The organism is Paenibacillus tarimensis (assembly GCF_021532315.1).
Lineage (GTDB): Bacteria > Bacillota > Bacilli > Paenibacillales > Paenibacillaceae > Paenibacillus_I > Paenibacillus_I tarimensis.
The window spans coordinates 349,789-370,016 of record NZ_JAKGAO010000011.1 but is presented as its reverse complement, the minus strand read 5'-3'; the positions used below and the strand labels follow the sequence as shown (position 1 = coordinate 370,016).

The window sequence follows — 20,228 nt, the reverse complement described above, 5'->3', positions numbered from 1 at the left end:
GTTTGGTTATCCTTCGTCCCTTAACCGCATTTATACACCCGATAGCTTCATCATCGCTCCGCGACCTGTTTACCGGGGTCCTGCCAAACATTAAATTTGTTGCCGTCCGGGTCCTTAAATGTAAACTGCAGTCCGCAGCTGTCATAATCTGCGAGCGGTTCCACTTCCGCCCCCTGTTCACGAAGTCTCTTGTGCAGCTCGACGATATTCTCAACCTCGAAGGTCAGGGAGAACATCTCGAAGCCTGCGCCGTTCCACTGGTCCGTCGTAAAATTGGCGGTTCGGGGTCCGGTGGTCTCCAGCAGGAACAGCCATTGACCATTGCCGAGTACAAGAATGGCGCCGCCCGGCTCACGCTTGCGAACCGTCAGTCCAAATGTCTCCTCATACCACTTCACGGAGCGTTCCAGATTGGATACGGGCAAATAATTGCACAGCACTTTCGTAAGCAGAGGCTTAGCAGCTGTCTGTTCTTGCTGCTCCTTTATCCCTTGGTTTATAGCCTTCTCAGCCATATATTCGTCCACCTCTCCTAAAATGATTACGCATTCCCTATATAGACGACATCAAGCATCTAAATCCGTCGCTCCCCCGCAGAAAAAAGTTATTTGGGCGTCACCGCGATGTATTTGTTCCCGTCAAAATCATAGAAAACAAAGTGGCTTCCCCACCATTCATCCTCAGCAATCGGTCCGGTAACCACACCGCTGGTATTCAGCTGAGCCCAGCACGCCTCAACATCATCCACGGCGAATGTAAGAAGGGGCTGTGCCGGGGGCGTGTGATTCGAACACTCCAGCACAAACAGCTGCTGACCCGTACCGAGCCAAAGGCTGCCATGCGGGGCTCTCTGCAGCTGGAAATGGATGATGAACCATTCCGTTGTCCGTTCCTTGTTCGTAGCTGGTATATAGAAATGGCCCATGCGTTTCAATACATGCTGACTGACGCGTTCCTCGAACGGAAGACCCAGGCGGCAGGAGCGAAAGTAGGATTCATAATCGCCGGCCAATTGCCGCTTCAGCGACTCTCTGGCACGCCTGATCCTGCTCTCTACAGCGGAGAGGGAGAGGTTCAGGAAGCGGCCGATCTCCTTCATGGGCCAGTCACTGACATAATAGAGAATAACCGCTGTCTTGCTCTTCTCCTCGAGACTATGCATAGCCGTCCAGACGGCCTCCTGCAGCGCATGCCGTTCAAGCCAGCTGTGAATTAGATCGGAAGTGGGAGTAAGCGCTTCATCTAGAGGCAGCGAGGTGCGTTGTGCCCTCTTCATATCGATGCTTGTCCGATGGACAATAGTGTAGAGCCAGCTGCCCAGCCTCTTCTTATCCTTCAGGGTGTGCAGCCTGCTGTAGCTTTTGGCGAATGCTTCCTGTACAGCGTCCTGCGCTTCATGGTAATCCCCAAGTACACTGTAGGCAACGGACAGCAAAGCGTTGGAATACCGATGAACGATAGCCCGAAAGGCCTCGAAATCTCCGCTTTCCGCTCGTGCCGCAAGCTGCGGGTCGGATAAGTAAGTCTGGTCTGACAAGCTATCATCCCCCGTGTCGGCTACAGACGGCCTGGTTTTATTTTACAGCACGCTGATTGGTGGCGGGAAGGATTTTCGATCTGGAGGGGAGCTTGCCCTAGTAAAAAAGAGCCATAGCCTTAACGGCTAGAGCTCCCTCTTGCAGAACTTGGTTAAATATCGATATCGGCACCAATGCTGTCGATCCGGCCAGCCTCGCCGATAAAGGCCACAACGGCTTGATGCTCAGCGTGTACGGTATAGGCATCCACAGCCTGCTGGTTCTCAAAGCGGACCATGAGCACAACCTGAAATTCCTTGCTCTTCTCGGACATATTCAGGCCGGCCTGGATCTCCACAATGCCATCGATTTTGTGCTGGAGAGCCTTGAAACGATCGACGACCTCGAGCAGCTGTTCCCGGGGAGTCGTCTCCGCGAATTTGATTAGAACGGTACGTTGAATCATTGTTAAAATCCCCCTTATGTTTGCTTACATTGTACAAGCGCATAGGGATAAATTCAAATCATTCCGGAATCATCTATCCAATTTTCCGCAACTTTCCCAAGGGGCGGTTCGTCAGTTGTAAAGGAAGGGAGAGGATTGAACCTATGCACCAGATTCAGAGAAGCTTCCTGACCGCTGCCATAGCCGCTATCCTATTACTGGTTACAGCATGTGCGAATACATCGGAGCAGGCGCCGGAACCGGCCAGCCAGAATAAGAATCAGGAGCAGCCAAACGAGGGCCGGCAGCCCGCTGAAAAACAAACTCTAGAGGAGCAGGCACCAGAAGATAAGCCGCAGAATGAGGAAGAGCCGGTGGAAGGGCAGCCGCCTACCGTCAAGGAAGCTGCGACTACTGTGATTCGGGCGCTTAAGGCAGGTGATATGGAGACAGTGGCGCAGTGGACCCATCCAGAGAAGGGTGTACGATTCTCACCGTATGCTTATGTAGATAAGGAAAAGGATATCATCTTATCCAGGGAAGAGCTGGAGGGAATTATGGATGATCTAGAGAAGCGGGTATGGCGTACTTACGCAGGCAGCGGCGATAAGATTGAGCTGACGTATGCCGACTACCATAAGGAATTTGTCTATGATATGGATTATATCGAGAAGGCGGAGGTTGCTGTGAATGAAGTGCTGGGTGAAGGCACGACAGTCAACAACCTGGATGAGGTTTATCCGCCGGAAAATCATGACTATGTCTCGTACTATATCGACGGCGTGAATCCGGAGTATGAAGGGATGGACTGGGGCAGTCTGCGCCTTGTCTTTGAAGAGATCGGCAGCGACTACGCGCTTGTAGGCGTTATTCATGACGAGTGGACACCGTAACGGCAAACGTGAACAGCCGCAGCACCCGGGTGGGTGTCTGCGGCTGTTTCGCTTACGCTGTGGTACGCGATTAGGTGCTGAACTTCCGGACCGTCTGCTGAAGCTCTTTAATGATCTGATTCAGCTGTTCCATGCGGCTGTTGACATTGTCATACAGATGAACCTGCGTGTCTATGCTGGCCAATACCTGCTGGGAACTAGCGGCCGTTTGCTCGGAGAGCGCAGATGTATCTTCGATCAGATTCATGATGGTGTCTTTCTTCTTATCCAAGACGTCCATATCCTGAGTGAGTCTGTCAATAAGAGTGTGTACAGAAGTGATTGTCGCCTCGATATCCTGGAAGGAAAGGGAGGTAGAATTCACAGCCTCCTCCTGTCTTTGCACAATGGCCATTGCCTCTGCCATAGCATCTGTCGTGCTTTGGGCAGATAGTTGAATGCTCCTGATCATGGACTGAATATTGCTAGCGGAAACGTTAGATTCTTCTGCGAGCTTCCGTACTTCACCAGCTACGACGGCAAAGCCCCTACCTTGTTCACCGGCTCTGGCCGCTTCAATGGCTGCATTCAAGGCAAGCAGGTTGGTCTGCTCGGCAATACCCCGAATTAAGTCGGTCATTGCGGCAATGGATTCAATATCCCCGAGCAGTGTGGTTATATTGTGATGTACGGTCTCCGTAATCTGCACGTTCTGCTTCATCGTCTGAAGCAGCCCTTCGACCGCCTTGGCACCGTCCTCCTGCTTTTTCATGACCCGTGTATTATGCTCATAGATCAATTGTGTATTGGATTTGGAAGCGGAGAGTACCGATGCCAGTTCCTGAATCCCCCTCATGCCCTCATCAACGCTTTCAGCCTGATTCATGGCTGCAGCCGATACCTGCTGCATGGAGTCATTAATGTCACTCGTTAATGTACGGTTATGCAGCGTTATCTCATTGACTTCATTTGCCGTTGCTTCACTCCTGGATGAAGCTTCCGTAATATCCGATACCAGGTGGCGAAGGTGATCCGCCATCTGCAGCGTCTCTGAGGATAATTGACTCAGTTCATTCCGGGGGTCCTTAATCTCGGCTTGAACTCTCAGGTTTCCTTTGGCCACCTGTCTCATCAGTGCGATAGTGGATTGGATAGGACGAATCAATCCTCGTGCAAGGATGATGGCCAGAGCTGCTGCAAGCAGTGAAGAGACCAGAATCAAGACGGATGAAATGTACAGGAAGGATGCCTTCATATGCTCGCTGGCCGAGATATCCTGTGTAATATGATACATGCCAACAACCTCTTTGCCGGTCGGTGACATAAGGGGCATGTAAATATGTATGAAGCCGCCCTCTTGCCGTTCGACACGAGAGCCTGCAGAGACTTGTTCATAGATGGCCGGATCAGCCTGCTGTCCTGAACTCTCAAAATTGGTCTCGGAGTTAGAGCTCATCACCGGCATGCCATCCTGGTAAATGGTCAAATCACCAGCGATTAACTGGCTGACATGAGCCAGGAATTCATCGCTGAAGCCTGTTTGTAAGGTGGCGATAATCGTTCCATTATCCATAACAGGAACAACAGCTCTAACTGCAAGTCCGCTGCTGCCCACCTCAAAGCCTTTAACCGGCTGCCCGTCTAAAGCGGCTTGAATTGAAGCGTTATCTCCCTTATTGTCTCCGAATTTACCGGGGTTGTGGGCGCGAAGAATGACGTTGCCCTGCGCATCCCCAAACTCAAATACAGCGATATCCTGTTCCTCCTGCAGGGTAAGATAAAGGGGTGCCACGACCCTCAAAAGCTGTTCCCGGTCATTGCTGCGCAGGAGCCCGATCAGGTCCTCGTTCTTACCGTAGCGCTCAGCCAGACGTAAAGCTTGAGCCTGTTTTTCTTCAAACTGCTGCTGTGTAATAGAAATGACATGCTCAAGATCCTCCTGCATAAATTGTTCCACATTGGACGCTGCAACACGGAACAGAATGAACGAACAGATTAACACAGGAATAATGCCGAGGAAGAGCAAGATAAGGATAAGCTTGGTTTGCAATCGTCCTTTCGTGAAAAACATGGAGACCCTCCTAGTAGTGAATCTGTAAATATGATTTTTATCGACATTTTACGACAAAAAGTTAATAGTCTGACGTTACAGTTTAAATGGTAATATTCGGTTATTTCCGCCATTCTCTTAGATGTGAAGCATTGAGGATATATCGGGGTGTATAGATGGATAAGCAGAAGCAGATCAATCATAAGGCTGCTCGCATTTATGGCGGAGGTGAACATGATGAAGTGGAAGGGCAGAAGGGGAAGTTCGAATGTGGAAGACAGGAGAGGCCGGGGCGGCGGAGGCGGCAGAACATTCATCGGGGGCGGGGCTGCAGGGACCATTATCCTACTCGTTGTGCTGCTGCTTGGCGGTAATCCGGGGGAATTGCTAAACTCCTTTGCGGGCACGGATACGGGCACGACCAGAGCACTTTATCAAGAGACTCAAGAGGAGAAGGAGCTTGCGGAGTTCGTGTCTGTTGTTTTGGCTGATACAGAGGAAGTGTGGACGGAGCTGTTTCATGAGCAGGGAATGGAATATGAGGAACCCGTCCTTGTGCTGTACACGGGCAGTGTGCAATCGGATGCGGGTCCGCTGGTTCGGCTGTAGGTCCCTTCTATTGCCCTGGTGACCATAAGCTGTATATCGATCTAAGTTTCTATAAGGACCTGCGGCAGAAGTACGATGCACCCGGAGATTTCGCAAATACGCTTCAGAAGAAGTATCAGGGAGAGGTTGTGCCGGAGACCTTCACACACGGGACTTCTGAACAGCGCAAGCGCTGGTTCTATCAGGGGTACGAGTCAGGAACGATAGAAGGCGGCGATACGTTCAAGGCAGACCGGCTTTAAAAAAGATGACGAGCCGGCAGGTGAGATTGGATAACAAGCTCTTGCCGGCTCAATGATTTTTTGTTATTTACCCGTTTACAAGCTGCCTTCAGCTGCCGGAGGACTATCCTGCTTGGCTGCATCGTCCTGCGTAACAACCGGCTTCTTCCGGCTGCGGAGCTTGCGGACGAGCAGCCATACGCCGAAGATTACAGCACCGACAATAAGCAGCGTAATGCCGAGAACCTTGTCAATCATATGCTCGGCGGCACGGCCGTACATATAGAACAGAATGCCGACGATATAGAATTTGACGGCGCGGCCGATGGCGGCATAGCCGAGCAGTTTCCAGAATGGGTAGTTCATAACGCCAGACATAATGGTGAACAGCTTGAATGGGATAGGTGTGAACGAACCGATCAGAATAGCAGACTCCCCGTGCTTGCGGAACATCTCGGAGGCGGAATCCAGCCACTTCTTCTTCATCATTCTGCTGAGAATCAGATTGCCCGAGGTTCGGCCCAAGGCGTAGCCGACAGGTGTTCCGACCAGGCAGCCAATGTACCCGAATGTAGCCAGCCATATGGCATTTTCGGGGTTGAGTGCACTTAGTGACACTTGTAGGAAGAAGGCAGGGACGGGGAAGATAATCGCGTCGATCATGGCATGTATAAAAAGCCCCAACGACCCGAAGCTGCGCAGAAATTCCATTACTGCATCAATCAAACCACTTTGCCTCCTAATTGAAAAGAAGTATTGGTGACAGTCTTACTACGCTCAAATACCAGTCTGGTTCCGTCAAGCAGCGGATAATCATAGAGAAATCCCTCATACACAAGCTCAAAAGCAGAATGACTGTAGAAATCATCGGGGGTAACCAGCGTTGACGGCTGATCCCATAAGGAAACTCCGCTGCTTCGCAGGGTTTCCGATACAAACTGTGAGCAGAAATAGGCCTTCTTCGGTTCAATTCCCCGTTTCATAACCACGCCGAGCAGGCCGACAAGATTATAACGATACAGCTCCTTCTCTCTCTGAAACGAGCGGATGACCCGAATGGTTTGCGCCCGCTGTTCCTTTGTCACCCTTAACCGCAGAAGAGCACATTGTGTGCCGGGGAAGTAGCTGTAAGTACCCTCATATATATCCTCTTTAACAAAGCCCCCTGCCCATGGCTTCGCAGCATGCTTGCGGCCGAAGCTGTACAGATCGTTAAGCTCCACATCGAGTGCCAGCGAAGCATGATTATAAGGTGCGGAGGTAAACCGCTTAATCAGCCTGGTGAACATGGTACCGGTATCTGTTAATAACACGTAGATACTGTCCCTCGGGCTCTTACCTTCTGCAGCTTCAATCAATGTGTGTTCCCCTCACTATAACAAATTTTATGTATACAAAGGTAGGTTTTTTACAAGCTTAGCAAATAACTTGAGAAGCCGTAACAGACCGGGGGATAGTTGGGGCCCCGACTTAAGTCTTGGTTTACAAGTTAAGTATTCATTTCAGTTTTCTGTATAGATACCCAATTCGAGGGGATGATACCTACTAAACGATACAGGAGGGAACCTGGCCATGACCACGAGGTCTCAAACGCTCGCTGCCCATGAATCGGTTGATCTGCATGAAATGCTTAATATGAAAACCCTGGGGCTTGCCAAGTCGAAGCTGCTGCAGGGCCTCGTGTTTGATGTGGAGCTGAAAGCGCTGCTGCAGAAGGATGCCGAGCTGTCTGCCCAATCGATTGCGAACCTGCAGCGCTTGTATGCCAAAGCCCCGTTCCAGGCACCGGTGCCGCCTAACCGTCCAACGCCCATACTTCAGGGAGGCGGGAAGGATGAATAACGATTATCTGGACCCGATTAATTCACTGCATATGCCGGAGCTTGCGGACACTACTCTGGCTATGGACCTGCTGATGAGGGCAAAGGAGGCTGTTCGCAATACCGCAATAGCCATTACAGAAGCCGCCACGCCTGAGCTGCGCCTCGCGCTGCGAAACCAACTGCGTCAAGAGCTTGCGATGCATAAGGAGGTTACGGAGCTTATGGTTCGCAAGAGATGGTTTCACCCCTATGAGCTTAGCGAACAGTACAAGCTCGACATGCTGGCAGCAAACAATACGGTGAAGATCAGCGGGATGAACCTGTACCGGGAGGACAGCTCCCGCAAGGGCATGTTCTACGACACGCCAGACCAGCATATCGGAGGAGAACAGGCATGAAAGCTGTTACGTTTCAGGGAATCAAGAATGTAGCGGTGAAGGAAGTGCCGGATGCCCGCATTCAGAAGCCGGATGATATGATTGTGAGAATTACGGCTACGGCAATCTGTGGTTCGGACCTGCATCTGATGCACGGGATGATCCCCAATCTGCAGGAGGATTATGTCATCGGCCATGAACCAATGGGAGTTGTAGAGGAAGTGGGCCCTGAGGTTACAAAGCTCAAGAAAGGTGATCGTGTAGTCATTCCCTTCAACATCGCCTGCGGAGAATGTATTTATTGCCGGAATCAGCTCGAAAGCCAATGCGACAATTCGAATGAGCATGGGGAGATGGGCGGGTTCTTCGGCTACAGCGGAACTACCGGAGGTTATACAGGGGGACAGGCGGAGTATTTGCGTGTGCCGTTCGCGAATTTTACACACTTCCGTGTTCCCGACAGCTGCGAAGTGCCGGATGAGAAGCTGATTATGATGGCGGACGTCATGTCCACAGCCTTCTGGAGTGTAGATAACGCGGGCGTAAAGGATGGCGATACCGTTGTCGTTCTTGGCTGTGGCCCGGTTGGCCTGCTTATCCAGAAATTCTGCTGGCTGAAGGGCGCGAAGCGCGTTATTGCAGCCGACTATGTGGACTACCGCCTCCAGCACGCAAAACGAACCAATCACGTGGAAATTGTAAACATCGAGCAGGAGCAGGAAGTCGGCAGCTACCTCAAGGAGATAACAGGCGGTGGAGCGGATGTCGTCATCGATGCGGTCGGCATGAGCGGGAAGATGAACGACCTTGAGTTTCTCGCCTCCGGGATGAAGCTTCAAGGCGGCACACTGAGCGCAATTATTATAGCCTCTCAGGCTGTCCGCAAGGGCGGAACCATCCAGGTGACGGGTGTATATGGCGGCCGCTACAATGGATTCCCGCTAGGCGATATTATGCAGCGCAATGTCAATATCCGTTCCGGTCAGGCGCCGGTCATTCACTACATGCCGTATATGTATGAGCTCATTACGACAGGCAAGGTAGACCCGGCCGACATTATTACTCATGTGATTCCGCTCGCAGATGCCAAGCGCGGCTACCAGATTTTCGATACGAAGACGGATAACTGCATCAAGGTAGTTCTGAAACCATAGCTGTGGAAGATAAGGATAGGTGGTGATCGAGGTGAATTATGCCCTGCACGAATCACTTGAGGTTCATGAGATAGCTGTGTTTAAAGCCGTGTGCCTGACCAAGTCGAAGACGATGTCCGCCCTCGTGTCGGATGGGGAGCTCAAGCGGCTGATGCTTGAGGATGTCCAGCTCTCAACCCGTCAGCTGCAGGAGCTTGACGCTATTTTGGCAAAGATAAATCAGTAAAGGCAGGTGCCGCATGAACACGATAATCGAACGACTGGCCGGCATGGCAGACTTAACGGATGATGTAATTGCGATGGAAATGCTCATTGCTGTCAAAAGCGGTGTCCGCAATTACGCGATGGCCGTCACAGAGGCGATTTCGCCGGAGATCAGAGATACGCTGGCAGAGCATTTGGAGGAGCTGATCACCATGCATGAGCGGGTGACGGCTTATATGATGGATAGAGGTCTGTACCACCCGTGGAATGTGAAGGAGCAGGTTCAGGTCGACCGGCAGCATATAGACGCAGCCTTGCAGCTGGCCAAGCTGTAGGGCAGAAGGGGTGTCCCTGAGTCATTATGACTTTCGGAACAGCCCCTTCATTATAACCGTATTACGTTATACATCCTCTTCCGGTGAATTATTCTTTACAAGCACCCGGTTTCTGCCAAGATGCTTGGCCTGGAGCAGCAGCTGATCCGCCTGGATATAGCCCTTCTCCATAGACGCCTGTGAGCCTACTTCAAAGTAATAGAGGCCGAAGGAGGCGGTATAAGAAAGCTGAATTGCCTGATCTCCATATTCTGCTTGCACAAGACTGTCTTCTACACCCCGGCGCATCTCCTCCAGCAGTAAGCAGCAGTCAGCATAGCCTTTATTCCGTAAGAAAAACGTGAATTCCTCGCCGCCGCTTCGGAATAGAAAATCGTCTCCATCCAGATAGGACTGAAGGGTGCGGGCAAAATGCCGGATAACCTGATCGCCGACGGCATGGTTATAGCTGTCATTCACTCTCTTGAAGTTATCGATATCGGTTACGACGATGCCGATTGTATCCCCGGGCTGGTTAAGCTCAGCCATCTGTTTATCCATATAAGCGCGGTTATACATCCCCGTCAGGAAATCCTTATACGCCATCTGTTCGAATTTATCTCGCTCATATTTGTTCTGGATGCTCTGTGATTTGGAATGAAAGGACCGGCTTACGACATAGTTAAGCAAAAACAAGCTGAAGATAATATCCCAGCGCTGCTCCTGCAGGAAGATCAGCAGCAGGCCGTTTGTCAGCGCGATTTTCCCCATATCCAAGAAGCTTCGGCTCGTAACCGAATAATCATAGGCTTCCCGCAATGTCCGCAGCTCGCCCATGATGAATAGGACAATGACCAAAAACAGCGTCGTGAGCGATGAAATGACGATAATCAGCAGTATCATCAGCAGCCAGAAGCCGTAAGGTATGGACGCAAACACGGGGTAAAGCCATTGGTACATATAATAGCCGATTGAGTTAGCCAGCACGAAGGACCCGATATTGAAGAATGTGTCCAGAAACTCGCCGGGATCGGCCGTATTGGACCATTTCTTATGAAAATATATGGTGAAACGGAATATGGTTTCAAATATCAGTACGCCAACCGGCCCCGCAAACAAGGTGAGAGATGACGTATAGCTGATCCCATAGTCAACGCTTGTACTTCCGCTTTTGTTAATGACGCGGAGGTTGTAATATAAGCAGGAGAACAGCCAATATATAATCAAGGCCTTTAAGTAGGCGGAATGATCTGACAAGAGGTGTCCTGAACTTAAAGCAACAAGCACAGAAGTCGTAAATAATGTTAGGTCAAATATTCGGGCTTTTGTCATGCTTTTTAAGGTCTCCTTGTTGTTCAGAACTACAGTGAGGCTATAGCTATTATATTACAAAAATGAATAGAAAGTGAGTTTCAAATTTCGCTTTTGATAGAATATTTAGAAATTGTTATTCCGTTATAGTATTGAAGCTTGATGAAGGGTGGTCGGCAGATGAAGGTCGGAAGATTCGCGGAGACCAACAGGCTGAGCATCGATGCCGTCAGGCACTATATAGATTTGGGGCTGATTTTCCCGGAGAAGAAGGGCGGCCAGTATGTGTTTGACGAGCGGTGCCAGGAGGATCTGAAGCTGATCTTCCCAATTCGGAAGCGCTTCATGCGTGGAAAATCAAAAAAGAGCCGGCGATGCCGGCTCTTTCATCAGGACAACTATTCTACTGCTTCTTGACCGGGATCCATATCTCGGTGCGGTAGCTCTCGGAGGCAGTATCTCCTGCCGGGTAGACCTCCATCTCAGGAGCGCCGGAGTGCTCGTAGCCCGTTGAGGGGAACCATTCTTGAAAAATGCGCGAATACGTTTGCTGAATGGCATGGGGAACGGGGCCGTCCGCATAAAATACTGCCCAAGTGGAGGCAGGGATGGTACGGCTCAGGAACTCGCTGTCATCAGCATCTTGGTCGCTTTCCACCCCAATCACGTAGGTGATATCTTCCGTACCGGGCTTCATGTCCATGCAGATGCCATACATCCGGTTACTGCTGCTCATTGCCACGAGCCGGTCGGATGTGCCATCCATGTTGCAGCGGTTCCAAAACAGCGGCACCTCCCGAAGCTGCTCATAGGTGGTATACAGCGGCTTGCCGACAATCCGGAACGCTTCCTTCTCTACAATACGGTAATCCATGTCTTTGTCCCCTTTCAAAATGAGTTGGAAGGAGATACGGGGAAAGGCTTTCAGCTGCACGCCCGCGTTCCGGGCTTCCGTAGGTGTCATGCCGTGAATTTTGCGGAACGCCTTGGCGAATGATTCGGGCGAGTCATAGCCGTACTTTAGAGCGACATCTAGCACTCTGGCGGGTGATGTGGCTAACTCCTGCGCGGCCAGAGTAAGCCTTCGTCTCCGGATATATTCGGCTACCGTCATGCCGGTCGCCATGTAGAACATCCGTTGAAAGTGAAAGGTCGATGAGTAGGCGGCCTGCGCAAGCTCATCAATCTCCAGACGCTCCCCCAGTTTAACCTCTATTAAGTCAAGTGCGTTCTGCATGCGGGATAACCATTCCATGTTGCCGTCTCTCCTTCCTGGAAATCAGTGTATCAGGAGCCGCTTAAGGAATCCTGCTCATAAATGCGTTTATCGGACAGATTGCATGCTTACGAGTACAAGCTTTATAACAAAATTATAGATGAGAGCGGTCATGGCATCTATATTAATATTAGCGGGTGAAAATAACGAATTACTTGATGGAGGGTCGGCTGCTGTTCTGGTTAATGATAAATAGGTAGGGCCATGTGCAAGAAATCTCATATTATATAGCAGAGGAGACCCGAATAACATGACACAAGGATTGCTCGGCAACAATGCAGTTGTTCACATCGGCATATTGGTGAACGATATTGACAAGGTTTCGCAGGCTTATGCCGATTTCTTCGGAATCGAGAAGCCGGAGGCCAGCTGGACTGGCCCGCTTGAACAGGCGCAGACGCAATACAATGGCGAGCCGACTCCGGCCCGCGCAAAGCTGGCTTTTATGAAGATGGGCGCAATCCAAATAGAGCTTATTGAACCTGATGAGCATCCGAGCACCTGGCGCAGCCACCTGGAGGAGCATGGCGAGGGGCCGCATCATATCGCTTTGGTCATTGAGGGCATGCAGGAGAAAATTACGCTGATGGAGAGCAAGGGCTTCCCGCTGCAGCAGAAGGGCGAGTATCCGGGAGGACGCTATGCTTATATGGATACATTCAAGGAGCTGAAGGTCTTGGTTGAGCTGCTTGAGAACGATAAGAAGTAAAAGATATTCAGCTGCTAGTCGGCAGCTGCAAAGTCCGGTAAGCCTTGTTGGGCGCCGGGCTTTTTGCATTATGGGCAGTGAGAGCAGCTGCCATGGTATGAATTTTCCATTGCTAGCTTGCTTAAATTGCAGCCGGATGTGGTAGTAACTTGTGTATATTTCCAACCGTTGGATATGACTCTCAGCGGGTTGTAAGGGATGAACAAGAATAAATACTTTGCTGGATGCCAGAACAACAAAATCTGAAATGAAATAAGGTGGTCAAAATATGAATCACAAGGTTTGGAAGAACCCTGTCTTTTCTGTATCGGCAGCTATCATTGTGCTATTCGTGCTAATTGGGGCTCTCATGCCGGAAGTATTCGGTGAGACGGCGAGCCGATTATTTCTATTAACGACTAGTAAGTTCGGCTGGTTCTACCTGCTTGCGGTGTTTGTCATCACGATCTTTCTAATCGGGCTGGCTATAAGCAAGTATGGCGGCATCCGTCTCGGCGGGCAAAATGAACGGCCTCAATTCTCGTTCTTCTCGTGGATTGGCATGCTTTTCTCGGCCGGCTTTGGGGCCGGTCTTGTCTTCTGGGGGGTAGCGGAGCCGATGAGTCACTACTTCACAGCGCCGTTCGCACGGATTGAAGGGCAGACGCAGGAAGCGGCTCGGGTGGCGATGGGCTATGCCTTCTTCCATTGGGGTGTTAGCCAGTGGTCGGTATTCGCGATCGTAGGACTTGTCATCGGCCTGTTGTGGTTTAGGAGGCAGCAAAAGGGGCTGATCTCAACCGCTCTGGAGCAGGTTGTCGGCCGGAAGCCAGTGGTCCGCCATACAGTCGATTCGCTCGCTGTCATCGCGACGGTGATGGGGATTGCAACCTCGGTAGGACTTGGGGTGCTGCAGATGAACAGCGGCCTCGGCGCGGTGTTCGGCACCGGCAGCTCGGTTGGCATTCAGCTTGCGATCATCGCGGTGATTTTCGTTGCTTACATGATCTCATCTTCTACAGGTTTGGAGAGAGGCATCCGGTATCTCAGTAACCTGAACCTCGGACTGGCGCTCGGCCTGCTGCTCTTCGTCTTCATAGCAGGACCGTCTGTCTTTATTATGGAGACATTGACCCTGGCTGTTGGTGATTACTTTGCCAACTTCATTCAGTACAGTCTCCGGTTGCAGCCTTACACTGGAGGTACCTGGGTTCGTGACTGGACGATCTTCTATTGGGCATGGGCTATCGCCTGGTCACCTTTCGTGGGAGCCTTCATTGCGCGCGTATCCAAGGGACGGACGATCCGGGAGTTTATACTCGGTGTCATGATTATCCCGCCGGCGATTGCCTGTGTATGGATCGCGACCTTCGGGGGCACGGCATTGTGGAATGACCTGAACCAAGGGACAGATATTGCAGGAGCGGTTCACAGCGATTTGGCGACCGCGTTGTTCCAGCTGTATGAATTCCTGCCGTTTACCGATATTCTATCTATTATGTCCATTCTGCTGATCTTCACCTTCTTGGTCACTTCCGCAGACTCGGCAACCTATATTCTTGCCAGTATGACGACATACGGAAGCCTGAATCCGGGGCAGTATGCGAAGATCGTCTGGGGTGTGCTAATGTCCGCGATTGCCGCTGTTCTGCTGTATGCAGGCGGCCTGGAAGCCTTGCAAACCGCCTCGCTGATTGCGGCCCTTCCGTTTACCATTCTGCTGCTCTTACTGGTGCTGGCAACCGTCAAATATTTAAGCAAGGAACCGCTGCCGCTTCGTAAGGTAGACGCGAAGTTTATTCATGAACAAGAGAAGGCTGCAGATGCGGCGGAGCGTAAAGGCAAGGCGAGATAAGCAGGCATTCAGAAATAAGATCTATTATAGTCATATAGAAGAAGGAAGCGCCTGCATCACGGCGCTTCCTTCTTTGTCGTGAGAGTAGAAGCCAGTAACTCTTATCTAGTGAATTCAACGGGTGACAGTTAATGGAACCCATACTGCTTCGCTGGAAACAGGAAGTGGTATTAGACCCTGTAAGAGAATTGACCGTTAGGCCATGGATTGGGAATAACGGACTGCTGCCCCACAGGAGGTGAGAGACGGGCTTGTTCGCTTGGCCCTTTACGGTGATATGGAGGGACCTTAATCATGAAGAGACGGATATTCAAGAACCCGGTATTCCTGGTATCGACATCGATCGTAATTATACTGGTCATACTGGGTGCCGTTATGGCGGGGCAATTCGGAGATACAGCTAATCAGCTGTTTACATTTACAACGGAGAAGTTCGGATGGTTCTACCTGCTCGTGGTAGGTATGATTATTCTGCTGCTGATCGGACTGGCAATTAGCAAGTATGGAGGAATCCGGCTCGGCGGCGAGGATCAGAGACCGGAATTCCCCTTTTTCACGTGGGTTGGCATGCTCTTCTCGGCAGGGTTTGGCGTGGGCCTTGTGTTCTGGGGAGTAGCGGAGCCGATGAGTCATTTTGCCGAGACGCCCTTCGGAAGTGCAGAGGCCAATTCGGAGGAAGCGGCGAGAATCGCCCTGGGGTACGCCTTCTTCCATTGGGGCATCAGCCAGTGGGCGGTCTTTGCCCTTGTGGGCCTTATCATTGCGCTGCTGTGGTTTCGCAAGCAGAAGGATGGATTGGTGTCTACGGCTCTTGAGCCGGTGACCGGGAGTAAGCCGGCCGTCAAGCATACCGTCGACTCCTTCGCTGTTATTGCAACGGTAATGGGTATTGCCACCTCGATTGGTCTCGGTGTACTCCAGATGAACAGCGGCCTCAATACGGTGTTTGGCCTGGGCGAACAGTTCTATGTGAAGGTCGGAATCATTCTGGCCGTATTTGCCGCTTATACGGTATCCTCGACAACCGGGCTTAACAAGGGAATCCGGTATTTAAGCAATGTTAATCTGGGTCTTGCACTCGGGTTGATGCTGTTCGTATTCTTCGCGGGGCCAACCGTCTTCATTCTGAAATCCTTCACCTTGGCGCTTGGCGATTACATAGGCAACTTTGTCCGGTACAGCCTGCGGATGGAGCCGTATGGCAGCGGCAGCTGGCTGCGTGAATGGACCCTCTTCTACTGGGCATGGGCCATCGCCTGGTCGCCTTACGTTGGTGCCTTCATCGCCAGGGTTTCCAAGGGGCGCACCGTCCGTGAATTCATCATCGGTGTCATGTTTATACCGCCGGCTATTGCCTGTGTCTGGATATCCGTGCTGGGCGGAACCGCATTATGGCAGGATCTGTACCGGGATACGGATATTGCTTCTGTAGTCGACCAGAATAAGGCGGATGCGCTCTTCAAGCTGTTTGAACAGCTGCCGTTCACGACTATTCTGTCGGTACTGGCGATTCTGCTGATCTTCGTCTTCCTCGTGACATCAGCAGACTCGGCGACATTCATTCTGGGGAGTATGACAACCTACGGCAGCCTGCATCCGAAGAAGTTCGTCAAGATCACATGGGGCGTGCTCATAGCCGCTATAGCGGGCGTTCTTTTAAATGCCGGCGGACTAAAGGCACTGCAGACGGCTTCGCTGGTCGCGGCTCTGCCATTCGCGGTGCTGCTCCTGCTGCTCGGCTATGGCACGGTGAAGCTCATTCGCAAGGAGCCGCTTCCTATCCATAAGGAGGATATCGAGCGGTTCCGGCGTCTGCAGGAGAAGTCGGATGATCGTTCTGCCCCACATGAGCAGAAATAAAGCGGCCGGGTAAGCGGCCAGGCGTTGGTCTCGGGCAATGCGGTTGACACTCTATAAGCGCCGGGCCCCTAAGTCATGCACAGTCTGCAGCCATCTATCCCGCTGCTCTGCCGTAGATGGCTTAACAGGGCCGATATCCGTAATCTTAACGGGATTAACACCGCAGAACTGTAGAATGCCCCGCTTCATAACCGTGTGCCCGGCTGAACGATGCACCAGCTTGAAGTACCATGGCGGCGAATCCATGGTGACGACCATTCGGGCGGATTTGCCGGTCAGCAGCTTATCCCACAGCTGGGAGTTCGGCCTAGTCTGGAAGGCAAAGCCGGGGAGGAACACGCGGTCAATAAACCCTTTCAGAATTCCGGGAACCGTGCCCCACCATAACGGATAAATGAATACCAGGTGATCCGCCCAGCGAATGATGTCCTGTGCAGCTAGCAGGTCAGGCTCCAGCTCGGTCCGCTGACGGTATCCATACTGCAGGTTCGGGTTAAACTGCAGCGACCCAAGAGAAATTTCTCTTACGGAAGCGCCGCTGCCCGCTGCCCCTTTTACATATGAAGCTGCTAACGCTGTACAATAGCTTTCCGCATCGGGATGCCCGTTGATGACGGCTATATTGTTTCGCCTCTGTGTGCTCATATTCCATCTCCTTGTCGCTGTGATAAGATAGACTAAGCGTACAATAACCGGGAGCGGAACGAATATGATGAATGGTGCACGATTACTGACCAAACATGCAGGCGGGGGGTATTTATGAGGGACTTTGGCGTGTCGGTAGCTTTGCTGTATCCGATCATGAAGACGATTCTGCGAAGCGGCTTTGATAAAGAGGAATTTCTAGGGCAGGCCCGGATCAGCGGAGAGCTGCTGGAGGATGCCGAGGCCCGGCTTCCGGAGCAGGATTTCGAGCGGGTTACCGAGCTGGCTGCTGCCGTGACGGGAGATCCGCTGTTCGGTCTGCATCAGGGGCAGCGAGTGGAGGTGGCCGATCTCGGAATACTGGGTTACGTTATGCTTCATTCCGGCACGGTTGGTCAGGCTTTAAAGGCATACCAGACCTATAATGTGATCGTGTGCAGCGGCTTTAATATTGATACAGAGGTACAGGGGGACGACCTCCTGATTACGACCTCCTTCCAGTCCAGCCCGCTCAAGAAGCCGGGCAGGCACTGCATGGAGGACATGGTCAGCTCCGTGTATCATCTGATGATGAAGCTCAGCTGCCGGACCATAGCGCTTAAGGAGCTCCATTTTGCCCATTCTGCCGAAGCGGGAGTCCCGCTAGCTGATTATATGAACGTGATGGGTGTTCAGCCGCTGTTCGATAGGCCGGCCAGCCGCATGCGGGTGCCGAAGGAAGTGCTCGAATACCCGATTGTGTTTGGTGACGCCAAGCTGCTGCGGACGTTCGAAGCGATTGCGGAGGGAGCAAGGCAGCGGCTGCTGCAGGGACGCACATTCACCGATGAGCTGTATAATTGGCTGCTGAAGCTGGCGCCTGCATCGCTGCCGGGGCTGAAGGAGGCTGCACAGGCCTTCCAGATGAGTGCCCGCAGCCTGCAGGCGAGGCTGCAGCAGGAGCAGACCACCTATCAGGATCTGTTAAACCAGGTCCGGCGGGAGCTTGCATCCGGTTACCTCGCGAAGCCCGAGTATACGATTGCCGAGATTGCATACCTGCTGCATTTCTCAGAGCCGAGTGCCTTCCAGAACGCCTTCAAGAGGTGGACTGGACTAACGCCAAAGCAGTACAGGCTGGCTTCCCAGCAGGACAGAGCGAGCGCGATATAGACCGGGGACAGTCCCGCCAAGTCTCTATGCCGGATTAAGCTGCTTATGGATGATGTCGGCTGTAGCCTGGCTGATCGGATTAATATCCTGCAATATGTTGCTCAACACGTGCAGGGTCACACCCGTTTCCAGAAAACGCATCAGCAGCGAGGTGAAGCCTGGAATGCCGCCGCTGTGAGCAGCTATCCTGCCGTAGGGTGACTCCTGAATAATCCATCCATAGCCATACGAATATCCCTGCTCGGAATCCGCCGCATACGGGGTGAACATTTGCTCCTTGAGAGAGGCGTCCAGCAGGGCATCTGAGGCTAGAGCCAGGTCCCACAGATGCATATCTTCCACAGTCGAGAGGATAGAACCGGCAGCGAAGGCGTTCGAGATATCAAAATATGGGGCATTAAGCAGCGCGCCGTCCTCTGCCGTATGGTAGCCTGCTGCCCGCATGGGCACAAGCATACCCGGGTCATCGACCTGGGTCTTCGTCATGCCTGCGGGCGCGAAGATATGCTTCTTCAGGTAATCGCCGTAGGATAACCCAGACACCTGTTCAATCAGCAGACCCAGCAGGGCATACCCGGAGTTGGAATAGGCGTAGCGTTCACCAGGTGCGAATTCGAGCTGCCGATCCATGAAGCGTTCTGCGAGCTCCCGGGGGGTACAGCTCTGAGCACACCACTGCGCCATGGAGGGATCTGCCGTATAGCTGGGAATGCCGGATGTATGAGTCAGCAGATGGTGAATCGTGATGCCGGTGCCGCCCTGCTGATCGGGAAAATAGCGGTCAATCGTGTCTTCGAGCTTGATCAGGCCTTGGCCCATCAGCTGCATGACAGCTGTGGAGGTGAAGGTCTTGGTAATCGAGCCGATACGGAATCTGGTCTGCGGGGTATTGGGAACCCCCAGCTCAAGGTTGGCCTCCCCGTATCCTTGCGAGAACAAGATACGGCCATTCATGGATGACAGAATCGCTCCGCTGAATTTGTGCTCCTCTGCAAGCGGCTCAAGATAAGCGTGCAGGGCTTCAGCAATGGCAGCTGTAGACATTCGGACATCGTTCCCTTCATTTGGTTGGCTGTCATTCACATGTTATATCCAGATCTGGAAGCGGACAAGCACCAAATGACCCAGCCAGCCGAATCACGGCATAAGCGTTTATTTCAGGGTTGCTGTTGGGATAATAAGGGCATTATTCCCGGATAATCTGCTGTTCTTTAGCGGAGGCAGGTCGACAGAGGAGGCTTTTAAGTATGCCGGGCGGCACAGGTTCTGTTATTTTGCCAGAGGAGGAGGTTCCTCTGTATGCGGCAGGCTGCATGAAATGCGAGCTGGCGGGGCAGCGGCGCCGCATGGTATGGGGGGAGGGAAATCCCGAAGCTCTTGTCTTCATTCTGCTGGACAATCCGGGAGCGCGTGAAGACAAGGATGGACAGGCATTCGTCTGCGGTACGCGAGACACGCTGCAGCAGGGGCTGCTCGAGACCGGAATTGCGCTGGATCAAATCTATGTGAGCTACCTGCTGAAGTGCAGGCCGATCCGCGCTTATGACAAGCCGGCTGCAAGAGCGGCCTGCTCTCCCCATCTGGCCTTTCAGCTGGAGCGGCAAAAGCCCCGCATCCTGCTGGGGCTCGGCAATACCGTTGTGCAGGAGCTGTATCAGACTGAGGAGATGGATGTTAAGGGTTTGCGCGGAGCATGGCATGACTATGAAGGCATCCCGGCGGTGTTCTCCTATCATCCGCTTGCTGTGCGCAGACGGCCGGTGCTTATGAGATATCTGCTGGAGGATCTGGCGCTTGTACGCGAGAAGCTGACGGAGTTGTCCCAATGACAGATAGATTACAATTGGTCAACTTA

General features: G+C 52.2%; 22 protein-coding genes and 1 pseudogene. 13 read left to right on the top strand and 10 right to left on the bottom strand.

The features are described from left to right. Positions 1-50 precede the first annotated feature (50 nt). The 3 genes from L1N82_RS12315 to L1N82_RS12305 all read right to left on the bottom strand — a co-directional run bounded on the left by L1N82_RS12315 (position 51) and on the right by L1N82_RS12305 (position 1,983). Positions 51-515: a VOC family protein gene (locus tag L1N82_RS12315; protein ID WP_235287684.1), complete on the bottom strand. Its 465-nt coding sequence runs from the start codon at positions 513-515 to the stop codon at positions 51-53. A gap of 89 nt (positions 516-604) precedes the next feature. Then, entirely contained in the window at positions 605-1,537 is a 933-nt protein-coding gene (locus tag L1N82_RS12310) for a sigma-70 family RNA polymerase sigma factor (protein ID WP_235287683.1), read from the bottom strand. 152 nt (positions 1,538-1,689) lie between these two features. Next, positions 1,690-1,983: a Dabb family protein gene (locus L1N82_RS12305; RefSeq protein ID WP_235287682.1), complete on the bottom strand. Its 294-nt coding sequence runs from the start codon at positions 1,981-1,983 to the stop codon at positions 1,690-1,692. A 143-nt stretch (positions 1,984-2,126) separates the two neighbouring features. Here L1N82_RS12305 and L1N82_RS12300 point away from each other — a divergent pair, with 143 nt between their 5' ends. Further along, positions 2,127-2,855, top strand: a complete 729-nt coding sequence (locus L1N82_RS12300; RefSeq protein ID WP_235287681.1) for a hypothetical protein — start codon at positions 2,127-2,129, stop codon at positions 2,853-2,855. 70 nt (positions 2,856-2,925) lie between these two features. On the opposite strand, the gene L1N82_RS12295 is transcribed toward L1N82_RS12300, so the two are convergent. After that, positions 2,926-4,905 (bottom strand): methyl-accepting chemotaxis protein, encoded by a 1,980-nt coding sequence (locus L1N82_RS12295; RefSeq protein ID WP_235287680.1) that lies wholly within the window; start codon positions 4,903-4,905, stop codon positions 2,926-2,928. Positions 4,906-5,121: 216 nt separating this feature from the next. On the opposite strand from L1N82_RS12295, the pseudogene L1N82_RS12290 reads away from it, so the two are divergent. Next, positions 5,122-5,735: pseudogene (locus L1N82_RS12290) on the top strand (neutral zinc metallopeptidase). 75 nt (positions 5,736-5,810) lie between these two features. Here L1N82_RS12290 and L1N82_RS12285 read toward each other — a convergent pair. Both L1N82_RS12285 and L1N82_RS12280 read right to left on the bottom strand, forming a co-directional pair. After that, positions 5,811-6,425, bottom strand: coding sequence for a YqaA family protein (locus L1N82_RS12285; RefSeq protein ID WP_407946750.1), 615 nt, complete (start codon positions 6,423-6,425; stop codon positions 5,811-5,813). 11 nt (positions 6,426-6,436) lie between these two features. Beyond that, a complete protein-coding gene (locus tag L1N82_RS12280; protein WP_235287839.1) occupies positions 6,437-7,003 on the bottom strand; it encodes a C40 family peptidase in 567 nt (188 codons plus the stop codon). 283 nt (positions 7,004-7,286) lie between these two features. Between L1N82_RS12280 and L1N82_RS12275 the strand changes: the two genes are divergently transcribed. From L1N82_RS12275 to L1N82_RS12255, 5 genes are read left to right on the top strand one after another with little or no spacing between them, the layout of a single operon-like run. Next, the gene (locus tag L1N82_RS12275; RefSeq protein ID WP_235287678.1) at positions 7,287-7,556 is read left to right on the top strand and encodes a spore gernimation protein GerQ; all 270 of its coding nucleotides are present in this window, start codon (positions 7,287-7,289) and stop codon (positions 7,554-7,556) included. Beyond that, positions 7,549-7,935 (top strand): spore coat protein, encoded by a 387-nt coding sequence (locus L1N82_RS12270; RefSeq protein ID WP_328284478.1) that lies wholly within the window; start codon positions 7,549-7,551, stop codon positions 7,933-7,935. The genes L1N82_RS12275 and L1N82_RS12270 overlap by 8 nt, the downstream gene beginning before the upstream one ends. Further along, a complete protein-coding gene (locus L1N82_RS12265; protein WP_235287676.1) occupies positions 7,932-9,068 on the top strand; it encodes a zinc-dependent alcohol dehydrogenase in 1,137 nt (378 codons plus the stop codon). Before L1N82_RS12270 ends, L1N82_RS12265 begins: the two co-directional genes overlap by 4 nt. Positions 9,069-9,099: 31 nt before the next feature. After that, a complete protein-coding gene (locus L1N82_RS12260; protein ID WP_235287675.1) occupies positions 9,100-9,294 on the top strand; it encodes a hypothetical protein in 195 nt (64 codons plus the stop codon). A 13-nt stretch (positions 9,295-9,307) separates the two neighbouring features. Beyond that, entirely contained in the window at positions 9,308-9,607 is a 300-nt protein-coding gene (locus tag L1N82_RS12255; protein ID WP_235287674.1) for a spore coat protein, read from the top strand. Positions 9,608-9,673: 66 nt separating this feature from the next. On the opposite strand, the gene L1N82_RS12250 is transcribed toward L1N82_RS12255, so the two are convergent. Then, positions 9,674-10,918, bottom strand: coding sequence for a GGDEF domain-containing protein (locus L1N82_RS12250; protein WP_235287673.1), 1,245 nt, complete (start codon positions 10,916-10,918; stop codon positions 9,674-9,676). A 159-nt stretch (positions 10,919-11,077) separates the two neighbouring features. Here L1N82_RS12250 and L1N82_RS23465 point away from each other — a divergent pair, with 159 nt between their 5' ends. After that, positions 11,078-11,314 carry a MerR family transcriptional regulator gene (locus L1N82_RS23465; protein ID WP_328284477.1) on the top strand — a complete coding sequence of 79 codons (237 nt, stop codon included), beginning with the start codon at positions 11,078-11,080 and terminating at the stop codon, positions 11,312-11,314. On the opposite strand, the gene L1N82_RS12240 is transcribed toward L1N82_RS23465, so the two are convergent. Continuing rightward, on the bottom strand, positions 11,301-12,152 hold the full coding sequence (locus tag L1N82_RS12240; RefSeq protein WP_235287672.1) for an AraC family transcriptional regulator: 852 nt from the start codon (positions 12,150-12,152) through the stop codon (positions 11,301-11,303). The two genes, L1N82_RS23465 and L1N82_RS12240, sit on opposite strands and share 14 nt — an antisense overlap. A gap of 271 nt (positions 12,153-12,423) precedes the next feature. Here L1N82_RS12240 and L1N82_RS12235 point away from each other — a divergent pair, with 271 nt between their 5' ends. The 3 genes from L1N82_RS12235 (at position 12,424) to L1N82_RS12225 (ending at position 16,576) form a co-directional block, all read left to right on the top strand. Next, positions 12,424-12,882, top strand: coding sequence for a VOC family protein (locus tag L1N82_RS12235; RefSeq protein WP_235287671.1), 459 nt, complete (start codon positions 12,424-12,426; stop codon positions 12,880-12,882). Positions 12,883-13,150: 268 nt separating this feature from the next. Further along, a complete protein-coding gene (locus tag L1N82_RS12230; protein ID WP_235287670.1) occupies positions 13,151-14,716 on the top strand; it encodes a BCCT family transporter in 1,566 nt (521 codons plus the stop codon). Positions 14,717-15,010: 294 nt separating this feature from the next. Next, entirely contained in the window at positions 15,011-16,576 is a 1,566-nt protein-coding gene (locus tag L1N82_RS12225) for a BCCT family transporter (protein ID WP_235287669.1), read from the top strand. A gap of 51 nt (positions 16,577-16,627) precedes the next feature. On the opposite strand, the gene L1N82_RS12220 is transcribed toward L1N82_RS12225, so the two are convergent. Continuing rightward, a complete protein-coding gene (locus L1N82_RS12220) occupies positions 16,628-17,221 on the bottom strand; it encodes an NAD(P)H-dependent oxidoreductase (RefSeq protein WP_235287668.1) in 594 nt (197 codons plus the stop codon). A 129-nt stretch (positions 17,222-17,350) separates the two neighbouring features. On the opposite strand from L1N82_RS12220, the gene L1N82_RS12215 reads away from it, so the two are divergent. Further along, positions 17,351-18,373 carry an AraC family transcriptional regulator gene (locus L1N82_RS12215; RefSeq protein ID WP_235287667.1) on the top strand — a complete coding sequence of 341 codons (1,023 nt, stop codon included), beginning with the start codon at positions 17,351-17,353 and terminating at the stop codon, positions 18,371-18,373. A gap of 24 nt (positions 18,374-18,397) precedes the next feature. Here L1N82_RS12215 and L1N82_RS12210 read toward each other — a convergent pair whose 3' ends face one another. After that, positions 18,398-19,417: a serine hydrolase domain-containing protein gene (locus tag L1N82_RS12210; protein WP_235287666.1), complete on the bottom strand. Its 1,020-nt coding sequence runs from the start codon at positions 19,415-19,417 to the stop codon at positions 18,398-18,400. Between the two features lie 203 nt (positions 19,418-19,620). Here L1N82_RS12210 and L1N82_RS12205 point away from each other — a divergent pair, with 203 nt between their 5' ends. After that, entirely contained in the window at positions 19,621-20,202 is a 582-nt protein-coding gene (locus L1N82_RS12205; protein ID WP_235287665.1) for a uracil-DNA glycosylase, read from the top strand. The last annotated feature ends 26 nt before the right edge of the window (positions 20,203-20,228 follow it).

Excerpts from the sequence above, each read along its gene's own strand:
- L1N82_RS12240 (WP_235287672.1), bottom strand. The coding sequence starts at position 12,152 with ATGGAATGGTTATCCCGCATGCAGAACGCACTTGACTTAATAGAGGTT.
- L1N82_RS12280 (WP_235287839.1), bottom strand. The coding sequence starts at position 7,003 with ATGTTCACCAGGCTGATTAAGCGGTTTACCTCCGCACCTTATAATCAT.
- L1N82_RS12265 (WP_235287676.1), top strand. The coding sequence starts at position 7,932 with ATGAAAGCTGTTACGTTTCAGGGAATCAAGAATGTAGCGGTGAAGGAA.
- L1N82_RS12305 (WP_235287682.1), bottom strand. The coding sequence starts at position 1,983 with ATGATTCAACGTACCGTTCTAATCAAATTCGCGGAGACGACTCCCCGG.
- L1N82_RS12285 (WP_407946750.1), bottom strand. The coding sequence starts at position 6,425 with ATGGAATTTCTGCGCAGCTTCGGGTCGTTGGGGCTTTTTATACATGCC.
- L1N82_RS12220 (WP_235287668.1), bottom strand. The coding sequence starts at position 17,221 with ATGAGCACACAGAGGCGAAACAATATAGCCGTCATCAACGGGCATCCC.
- L1N82_RS12230 (WP_235287670.1), top strand. The coding sequence starts at position 13,151 with ATGAATCACAAGGTTTGGAAGAACCCTGTCTTTTCTGTATCGGCAGCT.
- L1N82_RS23465 (WP_328284477.1), top strand. The coding sequence starts at position 11,078 with ATGAAGGTCGGAAGATTCGCGGAGACCAACAGGCTGAGCATCGATGCC.
- L1N82_RS12255 (WP_235287674.1), top strand. The coding sequence starts at position 9,308 with ATGAACACGATAATCGAACGACTGGCCGGCATGGCAGACTTAACGGAT.
- L1N82_RS12300 (WP_235287681.1), top strand. The coding sequence starts at position 2,127 with ATGCACCAGATTCAGAGAAGCTTCCTGACCGCTGCCATAGCCGCTATC.
- L1N82_RS12275 (WP_235287678.1), top strand. The coding sequence starts at position 7,287 with ATGACCACGAGGTCTCAAACGCTCGCTGCCCATGAATCGGTTGATCTG.
- L1N82_RS12315 (WP_235287684.1), bottom strand. The coding sequence starts at position 515 with ATGGCTGAGAAGGCTATAAACCAAGGGATAAAGGAGCAGCAAGAACAG.
- L1N82_RS12210 (WP_235287666.1), bottom strand. The coding sequence starts at position 19,417 with ATGTCTACAGCTGCCATTGCTGAAGCCCTGCACGCTTATCTTGAGCCG.
- L1N82_RS12225 (WP_235287669.1), top strand. The coding sequence starts at position 15,011 with ATGAAGAGACGGATATTCAAGAACCCGGTATTCCTGGTATCGACATCG.
- L1N82_RS12295 (WP_235287680.1), bottom strand. The coding sequence starts at position 4,905 with ATGTTTTTCACGAAAGGACGATTGCAAACCAAGCTTATCCTTATCTTG.
- L1N82_RS12235 (WP_235287671.1), top strand. The coding sequence starts at position 12,424 with ATGACACAAGGATTGCTCGGCAACAATGCAGTTGTTCACATCGGCATA.
- L1N82_RS12205 (WP_235287665.1), top strand. The coding sequence starts at position 19,621 with ATGCCGGGCGGCACAGGTTCTGTTATTTTGCCAGAGGAGGAGGTTCCT.
- L1N82_RS12250 (WP_235287673.1), bottom strand. The coding sequence starts at position 10,918 with ATGACAAAAGCCCGAATATTTGACCTAACATTATTTACGACTTCTGTG.
- L1N82_RS12270 (WP_328284478.1), top strand. The coding sequence starts at position 7,549 with ATGAATAACGATTATCTGGACCCGATTAATTCACTGCATATGCCGGAG.